The 26,040-nt window shown below is 65.5% G+C and carries 27 protein-coding genes; 19 read left to right on the top strand and 8 right to left on the bottom strand.

Translation table 11 applies throughout. From position 1 onward, the window contains the following. Window positions 1-195 precede the first annotated feature (195 nt). Entirely contained in the window at window positions 196-1,062 is an 867-nt protein-coding gene (locus tag A9973_RS29640; protein ID WP_183017129.1) for an endonuclease/exonuclease/phosphatase family protein, read from the top strand. Further along, entirely contained in the window at window positions 1,059-2,270 is a 1,212-nt protein-coding gene (gene clsB / locus A9973_RS29645) for a cardiolipin synthase ClsB (RefSeq protein ID WP_183017130.1), read from the top strand. The genes A9973_RS29640 and clsB overlap by 4 nt, the downstream gene beginning before the upstream one ends. Window positions 2,271-2,305: 35 nt before the next feature. On the opposite strand, the gene A9973_RS29650 is transcribed toward clsB, so the two are convergent. From A9973_RS29650 to pgi, 4 genes are all read right to left on the bottom strand, one after another. Continuing rightward, window positions 2,306-3,175, bottom strand: coding sequence for a DMT family transporter (locus tag A9973_RS29650; RefSeq protein ID WP_183017131.1), 870 nt, complete (start codon window positions 3,173-3,175; stop codon window positions 2,306-2,308). 80 nt (window positions 3,176-3,255) lie between these two features. After that, window positions 3,256-4,608, bottom strand: coding sequence for an MFS transporter (locus A9973_RS29655; protein ID WP_255469338.1), 1,353 nt, complete (start codon window positions 4,606-4,608; stop codon window positions 3,256-3,258). Between the two features lie 99 nt (window positions 4,609-4,707). Beyond that, the gene (locus tag A9973_RS29660; protein WP_183017133.1) at window positions 4,708-5,277 is read right to left on the bottom strand and encodes a carbon monoxide dehydrogenase subunit G; all 570 of its coding nucleotides are present in this window, start codon (window positions 5,275-5,277) and stop codon (window positions 4,708-4,710) included. 87 nt (window positions 5,278-5,364) lie between these two features. Further along, window positions 5,365-6,936, bottom strand: a complete 1,572-nt coding sequence (gene pgi / locus A9973_RS29665) for a glucose-6-phosphate isomerase (RefSeq protein WP_183017134.1) — start codon at window positions 6,934-6,936, stop codon at window positions 5,365-5,367. A 246-nt stretch (window positions 6,937-7,182) separates the two neighbouring features. Between pgi and A9973_RS29670 the strand changes: the two genes are divergently transcribed. From A9973_RS29670 to A9973_RS29680, 3 genes are all read left to right on the top strand, one after another. Next, window positions 7,183-8,286: a glycosyltransferase family 4 protein gene (locus tag A9973_RS29670; RefSeq protein ID WP_183017135.1), complete on the top strand. Its 1,104-nt coding sequence runs from the start codon at window positions 7,183-7,185 to the stop codon at window positions 8,284-8,286. Window positions 8,287-8,447: 161 nt separating this feature from the next. Then, window positions 8,448-9,485, top strand: a complete 1,038-nt coding sequence (waaC, locus tag A9973_RS29675) for a lipopolysaccharide heptosyltransferase I (protein WP_183017136.1) — start codon at window positions 8,448-8,450, stop codon at window positions 9,483-9,485. A 1-nt stretch (window position 9,486) separates the two neighbouring features. Next, window positions 9,487-10,788, top strand: coding sequence for a 3-deoxy-D-manno-octulosonic acid transferase (locus A9973_RS29680; RefSeq protein WP_183017137.1), 1,302 nt, complete (start codon window positions 9,487-9,489; stop codon window positions 10,786-10,788). Between the two features lie 39 nt (window positions 10,789-10,827). Here the strand turns inward: A9973_RS29680 and A9973_RS29685 are convergent, their stop codons facing one another. The 3 genes from A9973_RS29685 to A9973_RS29695 are packed head-to-tail and all read right to left on the bottom strand — an operon-like array spanning window position 10,828 to window position 12,659. Next, window positions 10,828-10,992 (bottom strand): hypothetical protein, encoded by a 165-nt coding sequence (locus tag A9973_RS29685; RefSeq protein WP_183017138.1) that lies wholly within the window; start codon window positions 10,990-10,992, stop codon window positions 10,828-10,830. Window positions 10,993-11,004: 12 nt separating this feature from the next. Continuing rightward, window positions 11,005-11,811: a type III pantothenate kinase gene (locus A9973_RS29690; RefSeq protein WP_183017139.1), complete on the bottom strand. Its 807-nt coding sequence runs from the start codon at window positions 11,809-11,811 to the stop codon at window positions 11,005-11,007. Then, complete coding sequence (locus tag A9973_RS29695) at window positions 11,808-12,659, bottom strand: biotin--[acetyl-CoA-carboxylase] ligase (protein ID WP_183017140.1); 852 nt, start codon at window positions 12,657-12,659, stop codon at window positions 11,808-11,810. The genes A9973_RS29690 and A9973_RS29695 overlap by 4 nt, the downstream gene beginning before the upstream one ends. 95 nt (window positions 12,660-12,754) lie before the next feature. Between A9973_RS29695 and A9973_RS29700 the strand changes: the two genes are divergently transcribed. From A9973_RS29700 to A9973_RS29745, 10 genes are all read left to right on the top strand, one after another. Continuing rightward, window positions 12,755-13,885, top strand: a complete 1,131-nt coding sequence (locus A9973_RS29700; protein ID WP_183017141.1) for an ABC transporter permease — start codon at window positions 12,755-12,757, stop codon at window positions 13,883-13,885. Beyond that, window positions 13,885-14,724, top strand: coding sequence for an ABC transporter ATP-binding protein (locus tag A9973_RS29705; RefSeq protein ID WP_183017142.1), 840 nt, complete (start codon window positions 13,885-13,887; stop codon window positions 14,722-14,724). Before A9973_RS29700 ends, A9973_RS29705 begins: the two co-directional genes overlap by 1 nt. Then, on the top strand, window positions 14,711-15,667 hold the full coding sequence (locus tag A9973_RS29710) for an MlaD family protein (RefSeq protein ID WP_183017143.1): 957 nt from the start codon (window positions 14,711-14,713) through the stop codon (window positions 15,665-15,667). Before A9973_RS29705 ends, A9973_RS29710 begins: the two co-directional genes overlap by 14 nt. After that, window positions 15,664-16,284, top strand: coding sequence for an ABC-type transport auxiliary lipoprotein family protein (locus A9973_RS29715; protein WP_183017144.1), 621 nt, complete (start codon window positions 15,664-15,666; stop codon window positions 16,282-16,284). Before A9973_RS29710 ends, A9973_RS29715 begins: the two co-directional genes overlap by 4 nt. Window positions 16,285-16,316: 32 nt before the next feature. Beyond that, complete coding sequence (locus tag A9973_RS29720) at window positions 16,317-16,973, top strand: alpha/beta hydrolase (RefSeq protein WP_183017145.1); 657 nt, start codon at window positions 16,317-16,319, stop codon at window positions 16,971-16,973. Between the two features lie 154 nt (window positions 16,974-17,127). Further along, a complete protein-coding gene (locus A9973_RS29725) occupies window positions 17,128-18,390 on the top strand; it encodes a D-alanyl-D-alanine carboxypeptidase family protein (RefSeq protein WP_183017146.1) in 1,263 nt (420 codons plus the stop codon). A gap of 136 nt (window positions 18,391-18,526) precedes the next feature. Then, complete coding sequence (locus tag A9973_RS29730) at window positions 18,527-19,393, top strand: D-amino acid aminotransferase (RefSeq protein ID WP_183017147.1); 867 nt, start codon at window positions 18,527-18,529, stop codon at window positions 19,391-19,393. Window positions 19,394-19,505: 112 nt separating this feature from the next. Further along, window positions 19,506-19,778, top strand: coding sequence for a YbeD family protein (locus tag A9973_RS29735; protein ID WP_183017148.1), 273 nt, complete (start codon window positions 19,506-19,508; stop codon window positions 19,776-19,778). Between the two features lie 11 nt (window positions 19,779-19,789). Further along, the gene (gene lipB, locus A9973_RS29740; RefSeq protein ID WP_183017149.1) at window positions 19,790-20,428 is read left to right on the top strand and encodes a lipoyl(octanoyl) transferase LipB; all 639 of its coding nucleotides are present in this window, start codon (window positions 19,790-19,792) and stop codon (window positions 20,426-20,428) included. Beyond that, window positions 20,425-21,144 (top strand): tetratricopeptide repeat protein, encoded by a 720-nt coding sequence (locus A9973_RS29745; RefSeq protein ID WP_183017150.1) that lies wholly within the window; start codon window positions 20,425-20,427, stop codon window positions 21,142-21,144. Before lipB ends, A9973_RS29745 begins: the two co-directional genes overlap by 4 nt. A 17-nt stretch (window positions 21,145-21,161) precedes the next feature. Here A9973_RS29745 and A9973_RS29750 read toward each other — a convergent pair whose 3' ends face one another. Continuing rightward, window positions 21,162-21,974 carry a substrate-binding domain-containing protein gene (locus A9973_RS29750; protein ID WP_183017151.1) on the bottom strand — a complete coding sequence of 271 codons (813 nt, stop codon included), beginning with the start codon at window positions 21,972-21,974 and terminating at the stop codon, window positions 21,162-21,164. A 159-nt stretch (window positions 21,975-22,133) separates the two neighbouring features. On the opposite strand from A9973_RS29750, the gene lipA reads away from it, so the two are divergent. From lipA to A9973_RS29770, 4 genes are all read left to right on the top strand, one after another. Continuing rightward, complete coding sequence (gene lipA, locus A9973_RS29755; protein WP_183017152.1) at window positions 22,134-23,138, top strand: lipoyl synthase; 1,005 nt, start codon at window positions 22,134-22,136, stop codon at window positions 23,136-23,138. Between the two features lie 166 nt (window positions 23,139-23,304). Then, complete coding sequence (locus A9973_RS29760; RefSeq protein WP_255469343.1) at window positions 23,305-24,624, top strand: DUF2142 domain-containing protein; 1,320 nt, start codon at window positions 23,305-23,307, stop codon at window positions 24,622-24,624. A gap of 11 nt (window positions 24,625-24,635) precedes the next feature. Continuing rightward, the gene (locus A9973_RS29765; RefSeq protein ID WP_183017154.1) at window positions 24,636-25,625 is read left to right on the top strand and encodes a glycosyltransferase family 2 protein; all 990 of its coding nucleotides are present in this window, start codon (window positions 24,636-24,638) and stop codon (window positions 25,623-25,625) included. Beyond that, complete coding sequence (locus A9973_RS29770) at window positions 25,622-25,975, top strand: EamA family transporter (RefSeq protein ID WP_183017155.1); 354 nt, start codon at window positions 25,622-25,624, stop codon at window positions 25,973-25,975. Before A9973_RS29765 ends, A9973_RS29770 begins: the two co-directional genes overlap by 4 nt. Window positions 25,976-26,040 lie beyond the last annotated feature (65 nt).

Genomic DNA, 26,040 nt, shown 5'->3' on the forward strand with positions numbered 1-26,040 from the left:
CCGGGTCGCCAGGGTACTTGCTTGCGGAGTGCTGCGCTCTTTGAGCAGCAGGCCTTGCGGTGAGCATCTTTTTGTTGCGGCAAGGGTTCGCTGAATTGGAGTAATCTGGCAAACGCCGCTTTCCGGCGGTGCTTGCCAGGGCCGCTCTTGGGCCTGGCTAGTGGTTCCTCTGCTTTCAAAGGCGCCATCGCTTTTATGTCGCTCATCCGTGTCGTCAGCTACAACATTCACAAGGGCCGTTCGGCATTAGGCCGGCGCGACTCCCTGAATGAACTGCGCTTAGGGCTCTACGGCCTGCGCCCCGATCTGGTCTTCCTGCAGGAAGTCCAAGGCCGCAACGAGCAGAAATCCCTGCTCGACGCCCAACACGAATCCCTTGCCGCCGCCTTGCGGCTGGATGTGGCCTATGGCCGCAACGCCATCCGGCACGCGACCGACCATGGCAACGCGCTGCTGTCGCGCTATCCCATCCTTGACCACGAAAACCTGGACATCTCCGATCACCGACTGGAGCAGCGCGGCCTGCTGCATGCGCGCGTCGAGCTCGATGGCCGCGCAGTGCATTGCTTCGTGGTGCACCTGGGCCTGTTCGCCGGCAGCCGCAGCCGCCAGGTCCTGGCGCTGACTGAACGCATCCGGCGCATGGTGCCCGACGGCGAACCCATCCTGATCGCGGGTGATTTCAACGACTGGAACGACCGCCTGGCGCCGCTTTTCGTGCAGCAGCTGGGGCTGTATGAAGTGTTTTCCCACGCGCCGCGCAGCCACGGCGGCGAACTGCCGCGCCTGCGCGATTCGGTCAAGCGGCTGAGCAATGCGCTGCGGGGCCTGCCCAATAGCGGTTTGTCCGTCATGGAACGCAATAACCAATTGGGCATGGAGGGCAGCTCGCGCCTGTTGCTGCCGCCGCCCCGCACCTTTCCCGCCGTCTTCCCCTGGTTCCGCCTGGACAGGATCTATCAGCGCGGCTTCGCCGTGCGCAGCGCGCGCGTGCTGCGCGGCCGCGAATGGGCGCGGATGTCCGATCACTCCCCCTTACTGGCGGAGCTGGAACTCCCGTGAAGGCCGAGCAGGTCAAGCTGGAATGGACCGACGGCAACAGCATCCGGTTGCTGCAGAACGGCACGGACTTTTTTCCCGCGCTATGCCAGGCTATCGATGCCGCCCAGGTCAGTGTGCATCTGGAAACCTACATCTTCATGGTGGACCGCACCGGCTCGCGCGTGCTGGAATGCCTGACGGCCGCGGCCCGGCGTGGCGTGAAGGTGCGCGTGGTGCTGGACGGGTTCGGCAGCGCCGAAAGCGTGATCGCGGTGCGTGACCGGTTGCTGGAAGCGGGCGCGCAATGCCGTATTTTCCGGCCCGAACCGCGCTGGTTCGCCCGCCTGATCCCGTCGCGCAGCCGTCTGCGACGACTGCATCGGAAAGTCACCATCGTGGACGGACGCATTGCGTTCGTCGGCGGCATCAACGTCATCGACGATTACGACGACCTGGATCCTACGGACGGCATTTCGGCGCCGCGCTTCGATTTCGCCGTGCAGGTGGAAGGGCCGCTGGTCACCGATGCGGCCTACGCGCAAGACCTGCTGTGGGTGCGCCTGAACTGGGCGCGCCTGCGTCGCCATCCGCGCGACTGGAACCGCATGCGGCTGACCAAGCCGCACCACGCGCCGGTGGCCCCGTGCGGCACGCTGCGGGCGGCGCTGGTGTTGCGCGACAACCTGCGCTACCGGCAGACGTTCGAACGCGCCTACCTGTACGGCATCACGCAGGCGCGCCGCGACATCCTCATCGCCAACGCGTACTTCTTTCCGGGTCGCCAGTTCCGCCGCGCGCTGGCAAAAGCAGCCGCACGCGGCGTGCGGGTGCGGCTGCTGCTGCAAGGCAAGGTCGAATACCGCATGCAGTACCACGCCACCCGGTCGCTGTACGACCAGCTGCTGCGCGACGGCATCGAGATCTACGAATACATGCCCAGCTACCTGCACGCCAAGGTCGCGGTGATCGACAACGTGGCTACCGTGGGCTCGTCCAACCTGGACCCGTTCAGCCTGCTGCTGGCGCGCGAGGCCAATGTGGTCGTGGACGACCAGCCTTTCGCCTGGGACTTGCAGGAACGCCTGGAGACGGCCATCCGCGAAGGCGGGCGCTTCATCCGGCCGCTGGAGTACCAGCGCCGGGGATGGGTGCGGCGCTGGGTGGATGCGGCGTCTTACACGCTGCTGCGCATCGGCGTGGCGCTGACGGGCACGTCGGACAAGTATTGAAAGCGTGGATCAAGCACGAGGCTTGAGTGCGAGACCTAGGCGCGGCGCTTGATCAGGCCCAGCGCCAAGGCGGTGCCGACCAGGATGATGGCGGCGCCCACCGCGATGGACGGCGTGATGCTTTCGTCCAGGAACCAGGCGCCCCACACCACGCCGAAGATCGGCACCAGGAAGGTCACGCTGACCGCCCCGGTGGGGCCGACGTTGGCGATCAGGCGGAAGAAGACGATATAGGCGGCGCCGGTGCACACGACGGCCAGCAGAATCGTGGAGATCCAGGCGGCCGTCGATGCGGGCGCCTCGGGCCAGGCCGAGATCGCCAGGGGCAGCAGCACGAGCGAGGCCGCGATCATGCTGCCGGTGGCACTGGCCAGGGCATCCACGCCGCCGAGGAAGCGCTTGGTCCAATTGGCGGCGATGCCGTAGAAGATGGGCGCCGATACGGCGGCCAGCACGGCGGGCCCGGTGCCGCCCGCCTGAAAATTCAGCTTGTCCCACACCAGCACGATGATGCCCAGCAGCCCGATCATCAAGCCCAGCGAACGCATCCAGGGCAGCTTGTCCTTCAGCCAGAGCCATCCCACGACCGCGCCCCACACGGGCGTCACCGCATTGGCTACCGACAGGAATCCGGCGCCGAGCGACTGGGCCGCGTAGGCGTAAAGCAGGAAGGGCACGGCGGCGTTCAGGGTGCCGACCACCAGCAGCGCCTTCCAGTGCCGGGCGATCACCGGCAGCTTGCCGCGCCACAGGGCGGCCGGCAGCAGGAACAGCGCGGCCAGGCCGACGCGCAGCTCGATCAGCGCGATCGGACCGAAATCGCCGACCGCGACTCGCATGAACAGGAAGGAGCCGCCCCAGACCGCCGCAAGCAGCAGCAGGTCCAGCAGATTGCGTTGACGCATGGTTTGTCTCGGGTTCGCCTCGGAGGCGTGTCTTGGGTGATGTCTGGGGTGATGCCAGGAGTCACCACCCGGAGCGATTTCTATTTCCGGGCGGTGACCAGATTCTTCATCTTGACCCGATACGCCAGCAGCGCACAGGCAAGCGACAGCACAATACACAGGACCAGGCCGGCCCGCACTCCGTTTAGTACCGTGCTGTGCGAAATGATGATGCCGACGACCGCCGTGCCCAGCGCGCTGCCGATGGCGCGCGTGGTCTGCACCAGCGCCGAGGCCACGCCCACGTCGCGGCGTTCGCTCAGCATCTGCATGAAGAGCGTCAGGTTGGGCAGCAGGAAGCCCAGCGCGCAGCCGTTGACGAAGAAGGCGGCAAGGATCCACCAGGCCGACGTGCCCGGGGAAATCAGCAGCACCATCAGCGAGCCGGCCGCCAGCAGCAGGGCGCCGAACACCATCAGGCGCTGCGGCTCGGTCTGCTTGGGGAACAGCCGGCCGTTGACGATGCTGCCGACCGAGATCGCCGCGACCAGCGGGGTCAGCAGCAGGCCGGCCTCGCTGGGCGTGTAGCCCAGCACCTGCTGCAGCAGCAGCGGGCTGTAGAAGATCAGCACGAACATCACCGCACCGACCATCATGGCGGCCAGGTTCAGCAGGCGGGAATCCAGGGCCTCCAGCACGCGCAGCGGAAAGATGGGGGACTTCACGCGGCGTTCGGTGGGGATCAGGATGGCGATGGCGGCCACGCCGACGAGCGCCAGCATGCCCCCCAGGAGCGGATGCGCATGCTCGCCGCGGGCAAAGGCCAGTTCCAGCGCCGCCAGCGGCGCGCCCACGGCCAGCACCAGCAGGATGGCGCCTACCCAGTCGATCTTGCGGCTGCCGTCGTGGATGGGGCGGATGCGCGGGAAATAGCGCGCCAGCAGGAAGAAAGCGCCGGCCGCCGCGATGGGCGAGATGAAGAACGCCGCGCGCCAGCCCAGCGCCTGCGTGGCCGCGCCGCCCAGGACCGGCCCGATGCCGCTGGCCATGGCGAAGGCGGCGGACACCAGCGCCATCCATCGCACGCGCTGCTTGGCGTCGGGGAACAGGTCGGCGGGCGCCGCGAAGGCAGTGGCGATCATCATGCCGCCGCCTACCCCCTGCAGCGTCCGGAACACGATCAACTGGGTCATGGACTGCGCCAGGCCACAGGCGATAGACCCCAGCGCGATGATCAGGACCGAGACCAGCATCAAGGGCTTGCGGCCGAACATGTCCCCCAGGCGGCCGAAGATCAGGATGGAGGCCGCCGTGGCCAGCAGGTAGCCGGTGCCGACCCAGGCATAGAGGGCCATGCCGTCCAGCGCTTCGGCCACGCGGGGCAGCGTGGTGCTGATGATGGTGGAATCCAGGGCAGCCAGCACCACGGTCGCCGACACGCCCGCCATGGCCATCAAGAGGTCCCGTCGGGAGTGGGCGGGGTCGGTGGCTGGCGGGGTCGGTGATGGCGGCGGCGTCATGCCGCCTAGGATATCACCGGCCCACTAGGGTTTTCACTTGTAGAGCGAGTGGTAACCCAGGAACACCACGACGACCAGCAGCACCAGCGCCCAGGACCAGCGCGAATTGGACAATCCACGGGGTTCGGGCTCGGGGGGAGGGGGCGGCGGCGCCAGGCGGGGCTGCACGGCCATGTGGTCGATAAAGGCGGCGAAGAATTTCTGGATGATCTTGTCGCCTGCTTTCAGCAGCAGGCCTTCGCCGCATTCGGCCAGTTTGCCGCCCGCCATGCCGGCCACGGTATAGGCCACGCGGGTGCCCTGGTCCTTGGTGCTGAGGTTGACCTGGGCGGTGCCGATGGCCAGGCAGGCCGCGCGGCCCTTGCCTTCGAACACCAGGGTGCAGCTGTCGGGGGCGTTGACATCGGAGAGGAGGATTTCGCCTTCGTAGTCGGTGTCGATTCCGGCGATGTTGGCCCGCAAGGTGACGGCGTACTCGGTGGGGCTGCGCATCGCGACTTCCACGCAGCCCGGTATGCATTTCTGCAACACTCTCGGGTCGGTCAACGCATCCCAGGTCTGGTGTTGCGTCGAAGGAATCCATTGGGCATCGGCAATGCGCATGGCAGTCTCCTTAGAAGAGTTATATGCACATTCTCGTCCCAAACCGCGGGTTTGGCTACCGGGGCCAGGAGGGCCCGGCCCTGCGGCTCACCGGCTCGCTGTCAGCACCGAAATCCAGTGTTGCGTCGACAGGTCGTGCGCCGTGCTACGGGCTTGCCCGTGCAACTCCTGCAAAATGCCGCTGGCCATCTTCTTGCCGGCTTCGACGCCCCACTGGTCAAAGGGATTGATGCCCCAGATCAGCGCTTGAACGAAGATCTTGTGCTCATAGAGCGCCAATAGCGCGCCCAGTGCGTAAGGGGTCAATCGGGGCAGCACGATCAGCGTCGACGGCCTGCCGCCTTGATGTCTGCGGTGACGGGACAGCCATTCGGCCATGTCCGGGGCCATGCCTTGGGCCAGCATGCCGGTGCGGTCCGCGTCAGCCGAGGTGCCCTGCAATAGCGTCTGGCGTTGCGCGAGGCAATTGGCCAGCAGCATGGCATGCTCCTCCGTCCACTGATGATCCGCTTCACGGCACATGATGAAATCGACTGCCGCGCCGTCCGTGCCTTGATGCAGCCATTGGAAGAACGTGTGCTGGCCGTCGGTCCCCGGCATGCCCCAGACGGAGGGGCCGGTGGAAACGCCCACGGGATTGCCCGCCATGTCCACGGACTTTCCCAGCGACTCCATGTCCAGCTGTTGCAGGTAAGGGGCCAGGAATTGCAGCCGAGCGTCATAGGCCGCGATGCTAAGCGAGCCATAGCCCAGCACGCTGCGATTGGCTACACCAGCCAACGCGAGCTGAGCCGGGGCGTTTTCGTCGATGGGGGCCTGGGCGAAATGGGCGTCCATCGCGGCGGCGCCTTCGCGGATGCCTTCGATGACGTCGATGCCGACCGCCATCGCGACTGGCAGGCCGACCGCCGACCACAATGAATAGCGGCCACCGACCCAATCCCAGAATTCAAAGACCTGAGCGGCGGGAACCCCCAATGCACGCGCGGCCTCCGGGCGGGCGGTAATGGCGACGACTTGATCGTAGGGCCGTTCAATGCCAGCCTGCGTCAGCCAGTCGACGGCGCGTCGCAGATTGGCGAGAGTCTCTGTGGTGGTGAAGGATTTGGATGTCACCACGATCAGGGCGTCTTTGGGGTCCAACCCCAGGATCGCGTCTTCCAGCGCGTGCCCATCGATGTTTGCGACGAACTTCAACGTCCGGCGTGCGCCGCTGCCGCTGCATGCGTCGGTCGCCAACCGGACGCCCCAGTCGCTGCCGCCAATCCCGATGTGAATCACCGCCTTCCATTGGCCTTGAGCGTCCGCCCGTTGCACGAATTCGCGCACGCGCCGGTGCTCGCGCGCGACGGCGTCGATGGGTTCGGCGGCGCGCAGCATCGTGTGCCAGGCGGCGCGGTCTTCCGTCTTGTTGACGTGCTCGCCGGCCAGCAGCGCCTTGCGAGCCTGCTCGAAACCGCGCGCAGCGAGGAGCGCAGCGGCGGCCTCGCGGGTCGCGGGGGAGGTGACGTGAGCGCTCAGGTCGATGGTAAGGCCGGCGGCTTCCACCAGACGGAGCTCATCGGTACAGAAAGAGGCATTCTGGACGGCGAACCGAAACGCCTGCCATTCTGGCAATTGCGGCAGGGTCACGTGGTCAGCGGGGTCTAAAGGCAGCATATTTTTGTGAATACGTCTTAATACTGAAGAAGGGCGTCCAGCTGTTCCCCACCGGCCAGGAGGCGACGGTGTTTCAGTCGTTCTGCAAAACCGCGAGTTTAGCCGGTCGTTCGAGCTTGATGGAGGCCCCTTTTATTTTGCAAGCCGCGTTTCCACTCTTTTGCAAAACTATCCATGTTGTTTTCATGTCTTGTCTGTGTCTGACGCTACAATCCCGCCAATTCCCCCTCCGGCGCACGCTTTCCCATGTTGTACGTTCTTGTAGCGTTTCTGGTTTCGCTTATCTCCACCTTGCTGATCGTTCGCTACCGCTCTTGGCATGATGGCCTAACGGCTGATCACGATTTGGATGGCGTGCAGAAGTACCATTCGGCCCCCGTTCCCCGTATCGGAGGGCTTTCGCTATTGATCGCCACCGGGGTCACATGTGCACTGGTCGCGGTGCGTGAACCCGATGTCCTTCCGAATATGGTTTTATTGCTGGCGGCGTCGATGCCGGCGTTTCTGGGGGGCTTTGCCGAGGATCTGACCAAGCAGGTCCGGGTCTTGGTGCGGCTTGGATTGGCCATGTTGTCGGGAGGCATAGCGTTTTATTTTCTTGATGCGGCAGTAACGCGTGTCGACATTATCGGAATCGATTGGTTGTTGCAGTTCGGCATTGTTTCCCTGATTTTCACTTCAGTGGCTATTGGTGGTGCCGCCAATGCCATCAATATCATCGATGGATATAACGGCTTGGCTGCCGTGGTGTCCGCAATGATATTGGCGGGATTCGCCTACGTTTCGTTTTATCTGGGCGACCGATTTTTATTGATTGTGGCCCTAAGTACGCTAGGCGGGGTTATCGGTTTTCTGGTGTGGAACTACCCCCATGGGCACATATTCCTGGGAGATGGCGGCGCCTATTTCCTGGGGTTCATTATTGGCGAACTGTCAGTGCTGATGCTGGCGCGGCACCCGGAAGTATCCGCCTGGTTTCCGCTGCTTCTGTGCATTTACCCCGTCTTCGAGACCTTGTTTTCGATATATCGGAAAAAATGGCTGCGGGGCCGTTCCCCCGGAGCGCCGGACGGGGTGCACTTGCACATGCTTATCTATAAGCGCCTGGTGCGTTGGGCGATCGGGTCGCGGGAAATGCGCCACCAGACGCAGCGTAATTCCATGACGTCTCCTTATTTGTGGCTCCTGTCGTCGCTGGCGGTTATTCCCGCCGTGCTGTTCTGGCAGCAGCCCTATCTGCTGATGTTCTTCACGGCGGTTTTCTCCACCACTTATGTCGTGCTTTACCGCCGCCTGGTACTGTTCCGCATGCCGAAATGGATGATCGTAAAGAAGAAGAAGCGGCATTGATCCGACACTCGCGGCAATCCGCCATCCTTGAAATTTGAAGGCATTGGCTGGCCGCCCGGGCGCATCGCTGTGAAAGGCAATGTTGTTGTACAGTGCGGGCTGCGTTGAACGGCGCTTGCCACCATCGGGTCGAGGGCGGCGCCAAGCACGAATCCCTACTCATGCCCACACGAATTCTCATTGTTCGCACGTCCTCTCTGGGCGACCTCGTTCACATGCTGCCGGCAATCACCGATATTGCCCGGCATGTGCCTGACGCACAGATCGATTGGGTTGTCGAAGAGGCATTCGCTGAGATTCCGTCCTGGCACCCCGCAGTCAGCGAAGTCATCAAAGTCGCGCATCGCCGGTGGCGCAAGTCCTGGTGGTCCTCGCAGGTGCGTGCCGAACGCAGGGCATTGAAAGAGCGTTTGCGCTCCACCCAATACGACATCGTCCTGGACATGCAGGCGCTGCTGAAATCCGCGTGGCTGGTGCGCCAGGCGCGCGGCGTGCGGCACGGATTGGATTGGCGTTCGGCGCGCGAGCCGCTGGCGTCGCTGTTCTACAACGTGCGCCATCGCGTGGAATTCTGGCAGCCCGCGGTGATCCGCCAGCGCAAGCTGGCGGGGTTGACCTTTGGCTACCAGCACGCCGGCTTGCCGGATTTCGGTTTGCAGAACTTCGTGCGCCAGGCGGGGCAACCCGCAACCCCTATGCATGAGGTCGGCAGCGACGGGCTGAACGCCACCGAGCTGCCGCGTTTGCATCACCTGGACACCGATCGCGGGTACGCCGTGATCATGCCGTCGGCCAGTCGCGACGACAAACTCTGGCCAGAAGAGGATTGGCGCGCCGTGTTTCGCCGCTTGCGCGAGGCCGGCTGCACCTTGAAATTGCTGGCGGGAAATGACCAGGAAGCCGAGCGTGCCCGGATGCTTGTTGCCGGCATGGACGGCGCCGAGGTGATGCCTCGCATGGAGCTGTCCGCGGTGGCAAGCCTGCTGGCCGGTTCGCGCCTGATGGTGGGGCTCGATAGCGGCCTGACCCACTTGTCCGCCGCGCTGGGCCGCCCCACCATCGGCATCTACCGTGCTTCCACGCCGGTGCGCACGCCGCTGGTCGGTTCGAACTACACCGCCAGCCTGGGCGACCGCGGCGCATCGCCGTCGCGCGAGGCCGTGATGGCGGCGGTGGAGCAGGCATTGGCCGCCCAGTGACATGAACCGCGGCGTCTATTCTCTGGCGCTCCGGGCCTTGTCGCCGCTGGTCTGGTTGTGGATGGCCCATCGCGCCAGGCGCGCGGGCGGCCAGTGGGGCATCTTCTCCCCGGAACGGTTCGGCCGCGCCGCGGCGCCGTCCCCCCTGCCATCCCCGTCTTTTCCGTCCTGGACGAAGCCCGTCTGGCTGCATGCCGTCAGCCTGGGTGAGACCCGTGCCGCGCAGCCGCTGCTGCAGGCATTGCTGGACCGCGGCTTGCCCGTACTGCTGACCCACATGACGGCGACCGGCCGCGCCGAAGGCCAGCGCCTGTTCCCGGCGGCCATCGCCCGCGGGCAATTGCGCCAGACCTGGTTGCCTTACGACTTTCCTGGCGCGACGCGCCGCTTCATGGACAGCCACCAGCCGCGCTGCGGCCTGCTGATCGAACGCGAAATCTGGCCCAATCTGCTGGCCGCGGCCCGGCGCGCGCGGGTGCCGATGGCGTTGGTCAGCGCCCGCTATTCGGCGTCGTCGCTACGTCAGGCGGGCCGGATGGGCAGCGTGATGCGCGAGGCGCTGGCCGGCCTGGACCGGGTGCTGGCGCAGACGTCCGAGGACGCCGCCAGACTGGCGCAGGCGGGGGCGCCGACGCCCATCGTGACGGGCAATCTGAAGTTCGATCTGGTCTTGCCGGCGCCGCAGGTGCAGGCGGGGCGGGCCTGGCGGGCGCAAGCGGGCAGGCCGGTGGTGGCCGTGGCCAGCACCCGCGAAGGGGAAGACAGCGGTTTCATCGCCGCCATCAAGCGGCATGCCGTAGCGGCCGGGGGGCCGGACGCGCCGCTGTTTCTATTGATTCCCCGGCATCCGCAGCGCTTTGACGAGGCGGCCCGCCAGTTGGCCGAGGCCGGGCTGTCGTTCGTGCGGCGTAGCGAAGGTGTCGAACCTGGTCCGGATACCGTGGTGGTGCTGGGCGATACGCTGGGCGAGATGGCGTTCTATTACGCGGCCTCTGACGTGGCCATCGTGGCGGGCAGCTTCGCGCCGCTGGGCGGCCAGAACCTGATTGAGGCCTGCGCGGCCGGCGTGCCCGTCATCGTCGGCCCGCACACGTTCAACTTCAAGCAGGCTGCCGAAGACGCGATCGCCGCAGGCGCAGCCTGGCGCGTGGCCGATGCGGGGCAGGCGGTGGACACCGCCGTGGCCTTGCTTGCCGACACGCCGCGCCGGCAAGCCGCCAGCCTGGCGGCACGGGCCTGGTTCGACATGCATGCGGGGGCGACGCGGCGGACGCTGGACGCGTTGGCGCCCTGGCTGGATTGAACCGGTGGCGCGTGAAACGCGCGGGCCCGGGAGGCGTCGCTAGGGTGTTTTCCGGGGAACCAGGGTCACGGCGCCCGCGTTCAGCTCCTGGCTGAAACGGCGGGTGTCGCGGCCTTCGTCTTCGGGCCGCACGCCGATCCAGCCCTGGCCCAGCGCCAGCATCCACAGATTGGCCAGCAAGATCAGGATGAAGAGCACTCGCATGGCGGGCCTCGTTCAGGCGTTGGTGTCCAGGGTGGCGCGCGCCACCGCGGCCAAGCCGTCCAGGACGGGATGGTCCAGGTAGACGGGCACCGGCGCGGCGCCGAACGCGCCGCCGGCGTCGGCCAGCAAGCGTTCAATCTCTTGATGCACTTCGGGCCAGCCGCCGCCCGCCGCATAGATCTGCGGGGTCTGGCCATAGCGCTGGCGGCCGGCCAGCCATTGGCGCACGACGGCGCCGGCCTGGGCCGCGGCGATGCCCGAGGCGATGGCCTCATGCGTATCGACCGGGTAGGGCACGACCTGGCCCTCGGCGATCGGCAGGTTGGCGGTGCCATGGGCCAGCGACGTGCGCATCATGGCGGGGCCGGGCAGGATCAGGCCGCCGGCGAACACGTTGTCGGGGCCGACGGTATCGATCGTCGTGGCGGTGCCGAAGCTGGCCAGCACGAAGGGCGGGTGCGCGCCGGGCAGGCGCGACAGCACGCCCAGCAGCGAGGCCCAGCGGTCCGCGCCCAGCTGTGTCGGCACGCGGTAGCTGTTGGTGAGCCCCAGCGTGTGGGCCTGCGAGGGCGACCAGGCGACCGCGCAGCCGTGTTTTTGCAGGATGGCGGCGATGGCCGTGCCGCGGGCGTCGCCCGCCACGTTCACGCCCAACGCGCGTAGCGGCCGGCGCGGCAGGGCGGCCAGCCAGCGGTCCAGCGCATCCAGGTCCAGGCCGTCGAACGCGACCGCCGCCGGTTCGCGCGGCATGTCGGGGTTGCTGGCGTCCAGCCAACCCACTTTGAGGCGGCTGTTGCCCGAGTCGATGAGAATAATCATGCTTGGCGTCGAATCGAAATTTCGCCGACCGAAATCGGTGTGGCGCCCTCGGGCGTGCGCACCAGCAGGCGGCCTTGCTCGTCCACGCCGCTGGCGGCGCCGCTAAGTAGGATATCGCCTTTCTCCAGCACGTTGACCGTGCGGCCCGCCAGGGCGTCCACCTGGTCGAAACGCTGCCGGAACGCCGCGAAGCCGTCGCGTTCAAGCGTCTGGACGGCTTCGTGCCAAGCCGTGGCGCTGGCGCAGACCAGGTCGGCGGCGGTGGCCAGGCAGTGCGATCCGGCCTGCACCTGGGTCCAGTCAGCGACCTCGCGGCCCAGGGCGCGGGACAGGTCAGCCGCGTCGGTCAGGTTCACGCCCATGCCGATGACGACGGTGTAGCCGGCCTCGCGGCCGCCAGGGTTGCGGGTGGTCTCCACCAGCACGCCCGCCAGTTTGGCGTCATGCCATTGGACGTCGTTGGGCCATTTCATGCACAGGCCCGGGGCCTCGGGGCCGGCCACGGCGCGCAGGGCCTCGCAGGCGGCGACGCCGGCCAGCGGCGACAACGCGGGCAGTTGCGCGGCGGGCAGGTGCACGTCGAACGCGCACGAGAACATCAGCGTGGAGCCCGAACGGTTCTGCCAGGGGCGGCCGGCGCGCCCGCGGCCGGTTTCCTGCAGATGGGTGCCCAGCAGCCAGGGCTTGCCGGCGCCTGTGCCGGTGCGGGCGCGGGCCAGCAGGTCGGCGTTGGTCGACCCGGTGCTGCCTGTCCAGGCAATGTCTTGGAATGCGGGCAGGCGCGAGCCTAGCTCCCGGGCCAGGGTTTCCGGCGCGGGCAGGTCGATAGGGCGGACGTGATCGGACATGGCGGCGATTGTAGGGCACGCGGCCGGCCCTCGCGGCCTTTAGGCCTTCCAGCGTTTATGATTGGCGATACATTTTGCATCCGTCCCCCGCCTACATGCCGCAAACCGCTCCATCCGCGCCTACCGCCGCGCCGTTCCGCCAGGACGGGAACGCCTGCCATGTGGCGGGCGACTGGAGCGTCCTGGCCCTGGCCGAGGCGGGCGAAGTCGACCGCCGGCGGTCGGCGCTGGCCCGCGCGGTCAAGGACGGGGTGCGCTGGGACCTGCACGGCATCAGCCGGCTGGACACTATCGGCGCGTTGCTGATCTGGCAGGCCTGGGGCGAAAAGCTGCCCGAACGGGTGCGCTGGTCGGCCGGCCAGCAAGACGTCTTCAACGCGCTGGCCATGAACAAGGGCGGTGCCCGGGCCCCTGAACCCAAAGCCGAATCCTGGGGCTGGGTGCGCGCCCTGGGCGGCGCCATCTTCCAGGGCGCCGAGAACGGCCGGGCGCTGCTGGTCATGCTGGGCCAGCTGGTGCTGGACGTGGGCGCCATGCTGCGCCGTCCGCGGCTGGGCCCCTGGCGCGAGATTTCCGCGCAGGTGTACCGCACCGGCGCGCAGGCGCTGGGCATCACGGCGCTGGTCGGGTTCCTGATCGGGGTGGTGCTGTCCTACCTGTCGGCGCAGCAGCTCCAGATGATCGGGGCCGACCGCTTCATCGTGCGGCTCCTGGGCGTGTCGATCGTGCGCGAACTCGGCCCCGTGCTGGCCGCCATCCTGGTGGCGGGACGGTCCGGGTCGGCCATCACGGCCCAGATTGGCGTCATGCGCGTGACGCAGGAGCTGGACGCGATGCTGGTGATGGGCATTTCGCACGGGCAGCGGCTGATCCTGCCGCGCGTGATCGCGCTGGCCGTGACGATGCCGCTGCTGGTGTTGTGGACGGACGCCATGGCGATCCTGGGCGGCATGCTGGCCGCGCAGATGCAGCTGGGCGTATCGGCGCAGTGGTTCCTGACGTCGCTGCCGGATGCGATATCGCTGACCAATTACTGGATCGGCATCTTGAAGGGCGTGACCTTCGGCATCCTGATCGCGCTGATCGCGTGCCACTTCGGCCTGCGCATCCAGCCCAACACGGAAAGCCTGGGCCGCGGCACCACCACGTCGGTCGTGACGTCGATCACCGGCGTGATCCTGCTGGACGCGCTGTATGCCATCATCTTCAGTTCGGTGGGCATCTGATGAGCGGCGCCGCCCAACACCGCTTGTTCACCGATGACAGCGTCACGGTCGAACCCGTCATCTCGGTGCGCGGATTGCGCACGGCTTTCGGCGACCACGTGGTCCACGACAATCTGGACCTGACCGTCTTCCCGGGCGAAATCCTGGTGCTGGTGGGCGGATCGGGCACGGGCAAGACGGTGCTGCTGCGCCAGATCATCGGCCTGGACGAGCCCGCGGCCGGCGTCGTGAAGGTGCTGGGGCATTCGCTGTTCGACCTGTCGCCCGGTGAACGCCGGCGCCTGTCCTACCGCTGGGGCATGCTGTTCCAGGCGGGGGCGCTGTTCTCGGCGCTGTCGGTGTTCGACAATGTGGCGTTGCCGCTGCGCGAACTGCGCACGGTGCCGGAAGACCTGGTGCGCGACGTCGTCATGTGCCGGCTGGCGATGGTGGGCCTGTCGGCGCAGGACGCCGGCAAGCGGCCGTCGGACCTGTCCGGCGGCATGGTCAAGCGCGTGGCGCTGGCGCGCGCGCTGTCGCTGGACCCCGAACTGGTGTTCCTGGACGAGCCCACGGCCGGCCTGGATCCGTTGCGGTCGGACGAATTCGTGGACCTGGTGCGCAGCCTGCACCGGCAGTTGGGATTTACCGTCGTCATGGTGACGCACGATCTGGACACGCTGCTGGCGTTGGCCACGCGTGTCGCCGTGCTGGCGGACAAGCGGGTGATCGTGTGCGACACGGTGCCGGAAGTACTGAAGGTCGACCACCCGTTCATTCACACATTCTTCCTGGGCGAGCGCGGTTTGCGCGCGCTTGGGGATCTGGCGCCGAAGGGGTTGCATCATGGAAAACCGTAGTCATGCGCTCATGGCCGGTATCTTTACGCTGGTCTTGCTGGCCGCCGCCGCGTTGGTGGCCGTCTGGATCGGCCGGGACCGGACCAAGCTGCAAACGTACGAAATCGTGTCGGCCACGGCGGTCAGCGGCTTGAATCCGCAATCGGCCGTGCGCTATCAGGGCGTGCCGGTCGGCAAGGTGCAGTCGCTGGCGCTGAATCCGAACAAGCCGGGCCAGGTGCGCATCCGCATCGGCGTGGCACCGAACACGCCGATCACCGAGTCGACCTGGGCTGAACTGGGCGTGCAGGGCGTGACCGGCATGGCCAATGTGGAGCTGCGCGACGACGGCACGTCCCTCAAGCGCCTGACGTCCTCCGCGGAACATCCGGCCGCCATCCCGTTGCGGCCGGGTTTCCTCGACCGCATCGAGCAGCGCGGCGGCAAGCTGATTTCCAACGTGGAAGAAGTCACCGAGCAGTTGCGCCGCGTGCTGAGCGAACAGAACGTGCAGGCGCTGACCGCCAGCCTGCAGAACGCGACCGACATCACGCAATCGCTGAAGGATGCCAGCCGCGATCTGGCGCCCACGATGGCCAAGCTGGGCCCGCTGATCGATTCGCTGGGCAGCACCTCGCGCCAGGCGGACCGCGCCGCGCGCGAAATGGGCGACCTGGCACAACAGGCGCGGCAGTCGCTGGCGCGTTTGAGCGCGCCCGACGGGCCCTTGTCCGTGGCCACGCGCAGCCTGAACGACATTGCTCTGGCCGCCGCGCGGCTGGACGGTGAAACGCTGCCCGCCGTGACCAACATGGCCGCCAACATCAGCGCGGCCGCGCGCGGCGCGACCGTTACCCTGCGCCGTGTCGACAGCACGCCGCAATCGTTCTTGTTCGGCCCGGCGCCAGTTGCGCCCGGACCCGGCGAGGCCGGATTCGCCGGCTTCGGGAGACAGCCCAAATGAAGATGCGTCGCGCCGTTTTGATCCTGACATTGACCGTGACCACGACCCTGGCGGGTTGCGGCATCGGCCGCGTGGGGGCGCCGCCCTCCGTGTTCGACCTGGGCCTGGACACCAAGCCCGTGCCGGCGTTGCCGGCGCGCGCCCCGATCGCGCTGAACCTGCAGGCCGTGCCGGCGCTGTCGGACACCAGCGTGATCTGGCGGGTGGGCGACAGCGCCGCACCCAAGGCCTATGCGACTTACCGCTGGGCGTCGTCGCCGTCGGAACTGGTGCGCCAGCGCATCACGGACCGCTTGTCGCGCCAAGGGGCCGTGCTGGCCGACCGCGTCAATCTCCAGATGCCGCAGTTGCAGCTGTCGCTGATGCAGTTCGAGCAGGTGTACGCCGAAGACGGCCAGTCCAGCGAGGGGCGCATCCTGCTGCAGGCGGTGCTGCTCAACGGCCGAGCCGTGGTGGACCAGAAGCGCATCCAGCTGAGCGTGCCTGCGGCCACGCAGGATGCCGCAGGCGGTGTCGCGGCATTGCGGCAAGCCACCGACGAGGCCGCCGACCAGCTGGCGCAATGGCTGGCCGGCGCCACATCCGCTCCCGCCGCCACGCCCCGGCCGGGCGGTTAACATCTTTCCTTTTCCGCACGCCGAGTTCCGCCATGTCCGCAGCACGTACTGATACCCACGCCTTTACCGGGGCCGCCGGCCGCATCGATTGCGCCGTCGACTGGCCCGCCGGCACGCCGCAGGGCTGGGCCCTGGTCCTGCATCCGCATCCGCTGCAAGGCGGCGCGCGCGAGAACAAGGTGGTCACGACCTTGTCGCGTGCTTGCGTGCAGCATGGGCTGGTGGCGGTGCGCCCCAATTTCCGCGGCGTGGGCCTGTCGGAAGGCGCGTTCGACAAATCGGTCGGCGAAACGCAGGACATGCTGGCCGTGGTGGCGCAGATGCGCGAGCTGCACCCGGAACTGGCGGGTGCCCCGTGGGTGCTGGCCGGATTCTCCTTCGGCACTGCGGTGGCCGCGCAGACCTATGCGGCGCTGGCCGAGGCCGGCGATGCCGTGCTGCCGTCGGCGCTGATGCTGATGGGGCCGGCCGTGAACCGCTTCCAGTCGCATGAAGTGCAGGTTCCTGACGATACGCTGATGGTGCACGGCGAAGAAGACGAAGTCGTGCCGTTGTCCGAAGCCATGGACTGGGCGCGTCCGCGCTCGATTCCGGTGGTGGTGGTGCCGGGCGCATCGCACTTTTTCCACGGCAAGTTGCTGGTGCTGCGCCAACTGGTGCAGGCGCGCCTGAAGGTCGCGCTGGACTGAGCGATGCGTTGCGGCAAGGCCGCAGGTTGCATCAGGTTGCATGATTTAAATGCGTGCGGAACCCCGCACGGGGCGGACCGGCCCAATGGGCTGCCTATAATTGTCAGCCATTAGCCCCGCGCCGGCGGGCGTCTTTCCTGGACCCACGTTGCCGATGAAGAATTTGCCTTACTCCGCTCACTCCCCCGTTGTCTTGACCCGCCGCCTGCTGTCCGGCGCGGTGCTGTCGGCGATGCTCGCGGCCTCGATGCCGGTCTGGGCGCAACAGGCTCCCGCCGCCGCGCCCGCTGCCGCAGGCGCCACGGCGCCGGCCCCGACGGCCTCGGGCGCGGTGCCAGTTGGGGATGTATCGGCCGTGCCGGCGCCCACCATCGCGGCCAAGGCCTGGATCGTGATCGACGTGAACAGTGGCCAGACGCTGGCCGCTTCCAATCCCGATATGAAGGTCGAACCGGCGTCGCTGACCAAGATCATGACGGCCTACGTCGTGTTCAACGCGCTGGACGAAAAGCGCCTGACGCTGGAGCAGACCGTTCCTGTGTCCGAGCACGCCTGGCGTACCGGCGGGTCGCGCATGTTCATCGAACCGCGCAAGCCCGTCACCGTCGACGAGCTGAACCAGGGCATGATCGTGCAATCGGGCAACGACGCTTCCGTGGCGTTGGCCGAGGCCGTGGGCGGCAGCGAAGCCGCCTTCGCGTCGCTGATGAACCAGGAAGCCGAACGGCTGGGCATGAAGAGCACGCACTTCATGAACGCCACCGGCCTGCCCGACCCGCAGCACACCACGTCCACGCGCGATCTGGCCACCTTGTCGTCGCACCTGATCACCGATCACCCGGACTTCTTCCACTACTACAAGCAGAAGAGCTACACCTACAACAAGATCACCCAGCCCAACCGCAACCGCCTGCTGTGGGCCGACCCGTCGGTGGACGGCATGAAGACCGGCCACACCGATTCGGCCGGCTACTGCCTGGTGTCGACCGCGGTGCGCGGCGACCGCCGCATCCTGGTGGTCGTGGTGGGCACGGACAGCGAAGCCACGCGCGCCGAAGAAAGCCTGAAGCTGCTGAACTGGAGCTTCCAGAACTTCGACACCGTGAAGCTGTTCGACAAGAGCCAGCCGGGCATCGATGCGCGCGTCTGGGAAGGCACGGCTGAAAGCGTCAAGCTCGGCCCGCCCAACCCGGTGTCGATCGCGGTGCCGCGAGGCAAGGCCGGCGACCTGAAGCCGGTGGCGCAGCGCACGGATCCGCTGATCGCGCCGTTGGCCAAGGGCCAGCAGGTCGGCACGCTGCAGTTCACGCTGGACGGCAAGGTGCTGCGCACCGAACCGCTGGTGGTGCAGGACGCCGTCGAACGCGCCGGCTTCTTTGGCCGCATGGTCGACACCGTCAAGCGCTGGTTCCAGTAACCGCGCAACCGGGCGCGCCACGGGCGCGGCCGCGGGTGTAAGCTAGCAGCGGGCGTTTCGTGCGCGAAACGCCCGTTTTCCATTCTGGGACGGACTGGCGGTTCGTCCTTTGCTTTTGACAATTCAGGAGTGCCTCATGATTCCGGGCGTGCCGGGCGAAAGCCAGGTGTATCTCAACGGTGAGTTCCTGCGTGTGGACGAGGCGAAGGTCTCCGTCCTCGACCGCGGCTTTATTTTTGGCGACGGCATCTACGAAGTCGTCCCCGTCTACCAAGGCAAAGCGTTCCGCATGACGGAGCACTTGAACCGTCTGGACCGCAGCCTGGCCGCCTTGCGGATCGCGCAGCCGTTCGACCGCGAAGGCTGGGTCGACCTGGTCGAGCAGCTGCTGGCGCGCACGAATCTGGACACCTGCATCGTGTACCTGCAGGTGACGCGCGGCGTCGCCCGCCGCGACCACCAGTTCCCGGCCACGCCGGTCGTGCCCACCGTGTTCGGCATGATCTCGGCGTGGGCGCCGCCGCCGGCCGCGCAGCGCGCCCAGGGCTTGACGGCCATCAGCATTCCCGACGAACGCTGGCTGCACTGCGAGATCAAGTCCGTGTCGCTGCTGGGCAACGTGCTGGCCAAGCAGCAGGCCGTGGACGCCAACGCCGACGAGGTCGTGCAGTTCCGCGACGGCTACCTGACCGAGGGCTCGTCCACCAATATCTGGGTGGTCTCGGGCGGCAAGCTGCTGGCGCCGCCAAAGAACAACCTGATCCTGGAAGGCATCCGCTATGGCCTGATGGGCGAACTGGCGGCCCAGGCGGGCGTGCCCTTCGAGGCCCGCCGCATCACGCAGGAAGAGGTGGAATCCGCTGATGAACTGATGCTGTCGTCGGCCACCAAGGAAGTGCTGGCGATCGTCTCGCTGGACGGGAAACCGGTCGGTTCCGGCAAGCCCGGCCCCGTTTTCGAGCAATTGCGCGCGGGTTATGATGCCCGCATCGCCGCGCTGTAAACCGTTGTCCCGGGCGGCCCCCAGGGCCGCCCAGCACCCAGCGGACACTTGCCAACGCACCGTTTGCCCCCATATAAGAACACTCAGGGGCAACCACCACTCTAGGCAAATCATGCATATTCCGCCCGAAGAATCGCTCATCGAATATCCCAGTGACTTCCCCATCAAGGTCATGGGCAAGCAGCACCCCGAATTCGCGCAGACGCTGACCGAAGTCGTGTTGAAGTTCGACCCGGGCTTCGATGCCGCGACGGTCGAGATGCGCCCCAGCAAGGGCGGCAACTACATGGGCCTGACCTTCATCGTGCGCGCGACCTCGCGCGAACAGCTGGACAGCCTCTACCAGGCGCTGCACGGCCACCCGATGGTGTCCATCGTTCTGTAATCGGGATTGCCGTGATCAAGTGGCTCGCGGGGCCGGCGGACTATCTGCCGGTCTGGCAGGAAATGCAGGCGTACACCAACCAGCGCGGCGCCGATACGCCCGACGAGATCTGGCTGTGCGAGCACGCGCCGGTCTATACCCTGGGGCAGGCCGGCCTGCCGGAGCACGTGCTGAACCCCGGCAATATTCCCATTGTCCATTGCGACCGAGGCGGCCAGGTGACCTATCACGGGCCTGGCCAGGTGATGGCGTACGCGTTGTTCGACCTGCGCCGCGTGGACATGTACGTGAAGGAATACGTCAACTTGCTGGAGGGCGCGGTCATCGACACGCTGGCCCAGCACGGGATCGGCGGCGCCTGCCGTAAGCCCGGCGCGCCGGGCGTGTACGTGCCGGACCCCGAAGGCGGCGAACTGGCCAAGATCGCCGCGCTGGGCATCAAGATCCGCAATGGGCGGGCCTATCACGGGGTCTCGCTGAACGTGGCGATGGACCTGTCGCCGTTCCTGGGCATCAACCCCTGTGGCTACGAAGGGCTGCGCACCGTGGACATGGCGGCCTGTGGCGTGCGGCGCGCGCCCGCCGACGTGGGCGACGCGCTGGCGCAGAATCTGGCGGCCGCCTGGCGCCGCGCAAGGAACCCCGCATGAAGACCTACAGCGCGGCCGACGTCGCCGCGACCTCCCCCGAACAGCTGGCGCGCCTGCGCGAAGGGCCGGCTGAAGACTATGCCGCCTGGATCCGGGCGGCCGCCGAACTCGGGCTGGTCGAAGCGCAGACCATCTACGGGCAGATGCTGCTGGACGGCGTGGGTGTCGACAGCCAGCCTGAAGAAGGCCTGGCGTGGTTCAAGCGCGCCGCCAACGCCGATCACCCGATGGCCATCAATATGGTGGGCCGCTGCTACGAGAACGGCTGGGGCGTGCCGCGTGACGATACGGTGGCGGCCTATTGGTTCCGGCTGGCCGCCGACCGCGGCCTGGACTGGGGCATGTACAACTATGCCCACATGCTGCGCAGCGGCCGGGGCGGCGTCACGCAGAACAAGGCCGCGGCGCTGGCCCTGTACCAGCAGGCGGCGCAGGCCGGCCACGTGAAATCGATCGGCGTGGTTGGGCGCTTCTACGAAGCGGGCGACGTGGTGGGGCAAGACATGGAGCGCGCCTTCGACTGCTACCAGCGTTGCGCCGAAGGCGGGGATTTCCGCGGCATGTTCCACCTGGGCCGCCTGCTGCTGTTGCGCGGCCAGAAGCAGGACGCGGTGCAATGGCTGGTTCGCGTGCCGGAAACGTCCACGCCGGCGTTCCTGAAGGAAGCCAACGCCATGCTGCAGGACTGCGGTTTCCCGGCGCTGTACGAGGTTTGAGGGGGGGCTGAGCCCGTTCAGGTGCTGAGCCGCATCTCGAACACCGCTTCCAGGGTATCGCCTTGGCCGGCGCCGCGGGCACCCGTCAACCTGTCCAGCAGCAATTGGGCCGCCCGCCTGCCCAGGTCGGCGGCATCCACGCCCAGCGTCGTCAGCCCTTGCGCCCATTGGGCCGCGCTGCCGTCGTCCGTGAAACCCAGCACCGCCAGGTCTTGAGGCACGTGCAGGTCACGGTTGTGCGCTTCCGACACCGCCGCGGCGGCCAGCAGGTCCGAGGTGCAGAACACCGCGTCGAAAATCGTGTTGGTGGCCAGCAGCCGCAGAAAAGCCATGCGGCCGTCATTCATCTGCTGCACTTCGGGCTGCACGATATCGGCGACCCGGTCCAGGCCCAATCCGGCGGCCGAGCCCAGGAAGCCGTCGCGCCGCGCGCGCTCCCAGGGGTTGTCGGCGCTGATGCAGGCCACCATCGCATGGCGCTTTTCGGCCAGATGGCGGGCTGCCGCGCGGCCGGCTTCTTCATTGTCGATCACGACGGCGCTGTCCAGCGGCCGGGCCGAGGCGCTCCAGGTTTCCACCACGGGTATTTCCAGCGCGGCCAGCCCGGCCCGCAGGACGGGTTCGTCCAAGGGGCCGATGACGAGCGCCGCGGCAGGCCGCAGGACGGTCAGCTGGGGCAGCATGTCGGCGTCGTGCCAGGGGCCGGCGGCCAGGTAGTAGCCGGCGGGCGCCAGGCGTTCGGCGCAGGCCTGGATGGCGCGGCCGGCGGGCCCGGCGTCCAGGCGGGGCGCGATGAGCGCGATGGGGCGCAGCGTAGGCAGGGAGGGCATGGCGGAATTCAGGGGATTCGTCAGGCGTGACGATAACCCAGCCGGACGGGCGGCGCCCCGGTACCGGCAGCAGTCTGGGGCGGATCCCGGCGCGGGGAGGTAAAATGCCTCTTTTGTCTCAGACCGGGCGGTCTTGCGCCCCGGTTTCGAAGGTGCCCAATGTCTACGCTTGCCGAGTCTCCTGTTCCCTCGAACGAATCCGCCGCCGCGCCCGCGGACACGGCCTATGATCCGACGCAAAAGCAGAAATCGCAGGCCAAGACGGCGCGCATCCCGATCAAGATCATTCCCGCCGAACGCCTGAAGAAGCCCGAATGGATCCGCGTGAAGGCCGCCGCGCCCGGGTCGCGCTTCTACGACATCAAGCGCATCCTGCGGGAACACAACCTGCATACCGTGTGCGAAGAAGCCTCCTGCCCGAACATCGGCGAATGCTTCGGCAAGGGCACGGCCACGTTCATGATCATGGGCGACAAGTGCACGCGCCGCTGCCCGTTCTGTGACGTGGGCCACGGTCGCCCCGATCCGCTGGATACGAAAGAACCCGAGAACCTGGCGCGCACCATCGCTGCCTTGAAGCTGTCTTACGTCGTGATCACTTCGGTCGACCGCGACGATTTGCGCGATGGCGGCGCCGCTCACTTCGTGGATTGCATCACGCACGTCCGCGAACTGTCGCCCACCACCCGCATCGAAGTGCTGGTGCCCGACTTCCGCGGCCGCCTGGACCGCGCGCTGGCGATCCTGAATGCCGGCCCCCCGGACGTCATGAACCACAACCTGGAAACCGTGCCGCGCCTGTACAAGCAGGCACGTCCGGGTTCGGATTACATGCACTCGCTGAAGCTGCTGGCCGAGTTCAAGAAGCTGCACCCGGAAGTGGCCACCAAGTCCGGCCTGATGCTGGGCCTGGGCGAGACCGACGAAGAAATCCTGCAAGTGATGCGCGACATGCGCGAACACAATGTGGACATGCTGACGATCGGCCAGTATTTGCAGCCGTCGGAGCACCACTTGCCCGTGTTGCGTTATGTGCATCCGGACACGTTCGCCATGTTCGAACGCGAGGCGTATGCGATGGGGTTCTCGCACGCGGCGGTGGGCGCGATGGTGCGGTCTTCGTACCATGCGGATGAACAGGCGCATGCGGCTGGGGTGAACTAGACTGCCGTATTTTGCATAGGGGGCCCGGGCGACGGTTCGCCGGGCAATTCGGAGAATAAAAATTCAATCGGTTCGTGCTGAGTCCTCTAGAGGCCAGGGCCCCTTCATTGGAAGCCTGCCGAGTCTTGGGGCAACTCGTAATTTCTGGCTGGCACTGGCAGCTGCCCTGGCAGTCTTTACGGTATTCAATCGACTCGTGCCGCCGATGCAGTCGCCGGATGAGCCTGTCCATATCATGCGCGCCTATCTGCTCTCGGAGGGAGTAGTGTTCCTGCACAGCCAAAACGGCAGGGATTCAGGCGGCATGATAGACCCAAGCCTTACCAAGTATTCCATAGACGCGCAGGCCGATATCGCCGCTAATGAGGTCGGTAAAGTCTCGGCCGAGCGGATAAAAGCCCTGTCGTCAATGAGGTGGTCTGGCAAGAGGGAGTTCTTTGAGATTCCGACCACTAGCTACTATTTCCCAGCGATTTATATTCCGCAAGCCGTCGGGCTCGCTATCGGCGAAGGCCTGAATTTGTCGGTCCAGCAGTCGTACTATCTCGCGCGATACTTCTCATTTCTGGCGGCTGTGGCGGTTTTTATGCTGGCGATCAGCATCTTTCCCATCAATCCGCTAACGGTAGGTTTGTTGATTATTCCCATGACCGTCTTCCAGCTAATGGGCGCGGGCATGGACGGCTTTTCATTGGCACTGACGATCCTGGCGGTCAGCGTCTTTCTACGTTTGGCACAGCGGGTAGACGACAGGGCGTCGATGGTTTGGTCTTATCTTCTGATAGTGTTGATCTTCGTCCTGGCAACTAGCCGGATTCAGATCGCATCATTCGTGCTCATGCCGTTCGCATTGGCGTTGGCCACTCGCCGGATACGCTACTTTTGGCAAGGCTTGATTGTGACAGTTTGCGTGCTGGGGTGGCTAGCGACTACTATCGCGGCCAACAAAGACGGCGGCATGCAACACGCTGGCTACAGTCACGTGGAGGTGCTCAAGTACTACCTGTGGCATCCTCGTGAACTGCTGCGCATCATCTACCACACGGTGATTGCACCCTACAACCGCCACATTTTCGTGCAGCAGTTCATTGGCGTGCTGGGGTGGTTGGATACTTGGTTTCGGACGGGCTACTACAACACCATGTGGGTGCTGTTGCTGCTCGTCGGCTTTCTTTCAGTGTCATTTAAGGATCTGAAGCGGGATTGGCTGCCCCGATTGGCGCTGGCAATCATGTTCCTGGGTGCATGCTTCACGATTTATTTTGCATTGCTGGTTCAATGGAACAAGTTTCCGACCGATTCGATCCTCGGTGTGCAGGGGCGGTACTTCACAATTCCAGTTGTTGCTCTGGCGTACGCGGCCAGCGGCGACCGCGGTTTTAAAAGTACAGGAGCGAAGGTCGCCATCCCGCTTTTGGTCGTGATCGCAATGCTGACGCTTGCCAGAATGCCGCAGGTTTTGCTTGACCGTTATTTCATTGGTTGACGTTACTAGCCATGTCCCAAATAGAGCAATACAAAGTCGCCGTGGTGATCCCGGCCTACAAGGTCGTGCGCCATATCCTTGACGTCATTGCTGAGATCGGCCCCGAAGTCAGCGGAATTTTCGTTGTCGATGACAATTGCCCCGATGGTTCGGGTGCGTATGTTTCGGAACACTGTCGCGACCTGCGCGTGACCGTGCTGAAAAATGACGTGAATCGAGGTGTGGGCGGCGCGGTAATGACTGGCTATCGTCAGGCGATCGATGCAGGCTACGACATCATGGTGAAGGTAGATGGGGACGGTCAAATGGATCCCAGACTGATACCCGATTTCGTCGCACCGATCATTGCTGGTGAAGCCGACTACACCAAGGGCAACCGGTTCTTCGATCTTGAGACGCTGCGGGCTATGCCGCGCAAACGTCTGTTCGGCAATGCCGTCCTGTCATTTATGACGAAGTTCTCGTCCGGCTATTGGGACCTGTTCGATCCTACTAATGGCTATACGGCCATTCACGCTCGGGTGGCTGAGCACCTGCCGTTCCACAAAATCAGCGAACGTTATTTTTTTGAAACGGACATCTTGTTTCGCTTGAACTTGATTGGCGCGGTCGTCATGGATGTGCCCATGGACGCCCGTTACGCTGACGAGGTCAGCAATCTGAAGATCTCGAAAATCGTGGGTGAGTTTTCACTTAAGCACATCCGGAATTCGTTAAAACGGATCTTCTACAACTATTACCTGCGCGGCTTCTCCATTGCGTCACTGGAATTGCCAGCAGGCGTTCTGCTACTGGCGTTTGGCGTGCTCTACGGAGGCTCGCGTTGGATTTCATCCAGCATGAGCGGTGAGCCGACACCGGCGGGAACGGTGATGCTGGCTGCCCTGCCAGTGCTTATCGGCATTCAACTGATACTCGCATTCGTTGGATATGATATATCCCGTGTGCCGCACAAGACGCTGCACAAAGCGTCTCTGCTTAAGAATAGAGGAAGGCGGTGATTTCGTTCAAACAATTGCTCGGCACCCTGTTTACCGTTCTGTCTCTGTCGGTGGGACAGGTGCTATTCAAGATTGCGGCGTCCAAGATCGATGTGCAAGGAAAGGGTGTTCTTCAGGGTTTCCTATTAAATCCAGCCTTGATCGTCGCGTTGGCCGTGTATGGCTTTGCGACCATTGCGTGGCTATGGGTTTTGAAGGAGATCCCGCTACGCACCGCTTATCCCTTTATCGCCCTCGGCTTCGTGATCGTCCCGATCATGGGGCATTTCTTCTTGGGGGAGGCATTTAAGTGGACATCGCTGGTGGGTGCCCTAGTCATTGTGCTTGGTGTCTATATTTCAGTGCGTTAGGGTGTCGTTCGTCCACAATGGGCGAGCAGATTATTTTCTGCAGCTGCAGGCATTATGCAATTTAG

The sequence above is a fragment of the Achromobacter sp. UMC46 genome, from assembly GCF_014170335.1.
Taxonomy (GTDB): Bacteria; Pseudomonadota; Gammaproteobacteria; order Burkholderiales; family Burkholderiaceae_B; genus Achromobacter.

Bases quoted from the DNA above. Each gene is read 5' to 3' on its own strand.
- A9973_RS29640 (WP_183017129.1), top strand. From the start codon at position 196: ATGTCGCTCATCCGTGTCGTCAGCTACAACATTCACAAGGGCCGTTCG.
- A9973_RS29650 (WP_183017131.1), bottom strand. From the start codon at position 3,175: ATGCGTCAACGCAATCTGCTGGACCTGCTGCTGCTTGCGGCGGTCTGG.
- A9973_RS29655 (WP_255469338.1), bottom strand. From the start codon at position 4,608: ATGGCCATGGCGGGCGTGTCGGCGACCGTGGTGCTGGCTGCCCTGGAT.
- A9973_RS29660 (WP_183017133.1), bottom strand. From the start codon at position 5,277: ATGCGCATTGCCGATGCCCAATGGATTCCTTCGACGCAACACCAGACC.
- pgi (WP_183017134.1), bottom strand. From the start codon at position 6,936: ATGCTGCCTTTAGACCCCGCTGACCACGTGACCCTGCCGCAATTGCCA.
- A9973_RS29670 (WP_183017135.1), top strand. From the start codon at position 7,183: ATGTTGTACGTTCTTGTAGCGTTTCTGGTTTCGCTTATCTCCACCTTG.
- waaC (WP_183017136.1), top strand. From the start codon at position 8,448: ATGCCCACACGAATTCTCATTGTTCGCACGTCCTCTCTGGGCGACCTC.
- A9973_RS29680 (WP_183017137.1), top strand. From the start codon at position 9,487: ATGAACCGCGGCGTCTATTCTCTGGCGCTCCGGGCCTTGTCGCCGCTG.
- A9973_RS29685 (WP_183017138.1), bottom strand. From the start codon at position 10,992: ATGCGAGTGCTCTTCATCCTGATCTTGCTGGCCAATCTGTGGATGCTG.
- A9973_RS29690 (WP_183017139.1), bottom strand. From the start codon at position 11,811: ATGATTATTCTCATCGACTCGGGCAACAGCCGCCTCAAAGTGGGTTGG.
- A9973_RS29695 (WP_183017140.1), bottom strand. From the start codon at position 12,659: ATGTCCGATCACGTCCGCCCTATCGACCTGCCCGCGCCGGAAACCCTG.
- A9973_RS29700 (WP_183017141.1), top strand. From the start codon at position 12,755: ATGCCGCAAACCGCTCCATCCGCGCCTACCGCCGCGCCGTTCCGCCAG.
- A9973_RS29705 (WP_183017142.1), top strand. From the start codon at position 13,885: ATGAGCGGCGCCGCCCAACACCGCTTGTTCACCGATGACAGCGTCACG.
- A9973_RS29710 (WP_183017143.1), top strand. From the start codon at position 14,711: ATGGAAAACCGTAGTCATGCGCTCATGGCCGGTATCTTTACGCTGGTC.
- A9973_RS29715 (WP_183017144.1), top strand. From the start codon at position 15,664: ATGAAGATGCGTCGCGCCGTTTTGATCCTGACATTGACCGTGACCACG.
- A9973_RS29720 (WP_183017145.1), top strand. From the start codon at position 16,317: ATGTCCGCAGCACGTACTGATACCCACGCCTTTACCGGGGCCGCCGGC.
- A9973_RS29725 (WP_183017146.1), top strand. From the start codon at position 17,128: ATGAAGAATTTGCCTTACTCCGCTCACTCCCCCGTTGTCTTGACCCGC.
- A9973_RS29730 (WP_183017147.1), top strand. From the start codon at position 18,527: ATGATTCCGGGCGTGCCGGGCGAAAGCCAGGTGTATCTCAACGGTGAG.
- A9973_RS29735 (WP_183017148.1), top strand. From the start codon at position 19,506: ATGCATATTCCGCCCGAAGAATCGCTCATCGAATATCCCAGTGACTTC.
- A9973_RS29745 (WP_183017150.1), top strand. From the start codon at position 20,425: ATGAAGACCTACAGCGCGGCCGACGTCGCCGCGACCTCCCCCGAACAG.
- A9973_RS29750 (WP_183017151.1), bottom strand. From the start codon at position 21,974: ATGCCCTCCCTGCCTACGCTGCGCCCCATCGCGCTCATCGCGCCCCGC.
- lipA (WP_183017152.1), top strand. From the start codon at position 22,134: ATGTCTACGCTTGCCGAGTCTCCTGTTCCCTCGAACGAATCCGCCGCC.
- A9973_RS29765 (WP_183017154.1), top strand. From the start codon at position 24,636: ATGTCCCAAATAGAGCAATACAAAGTCGCCGTGGTGATCCCGGCCTAC.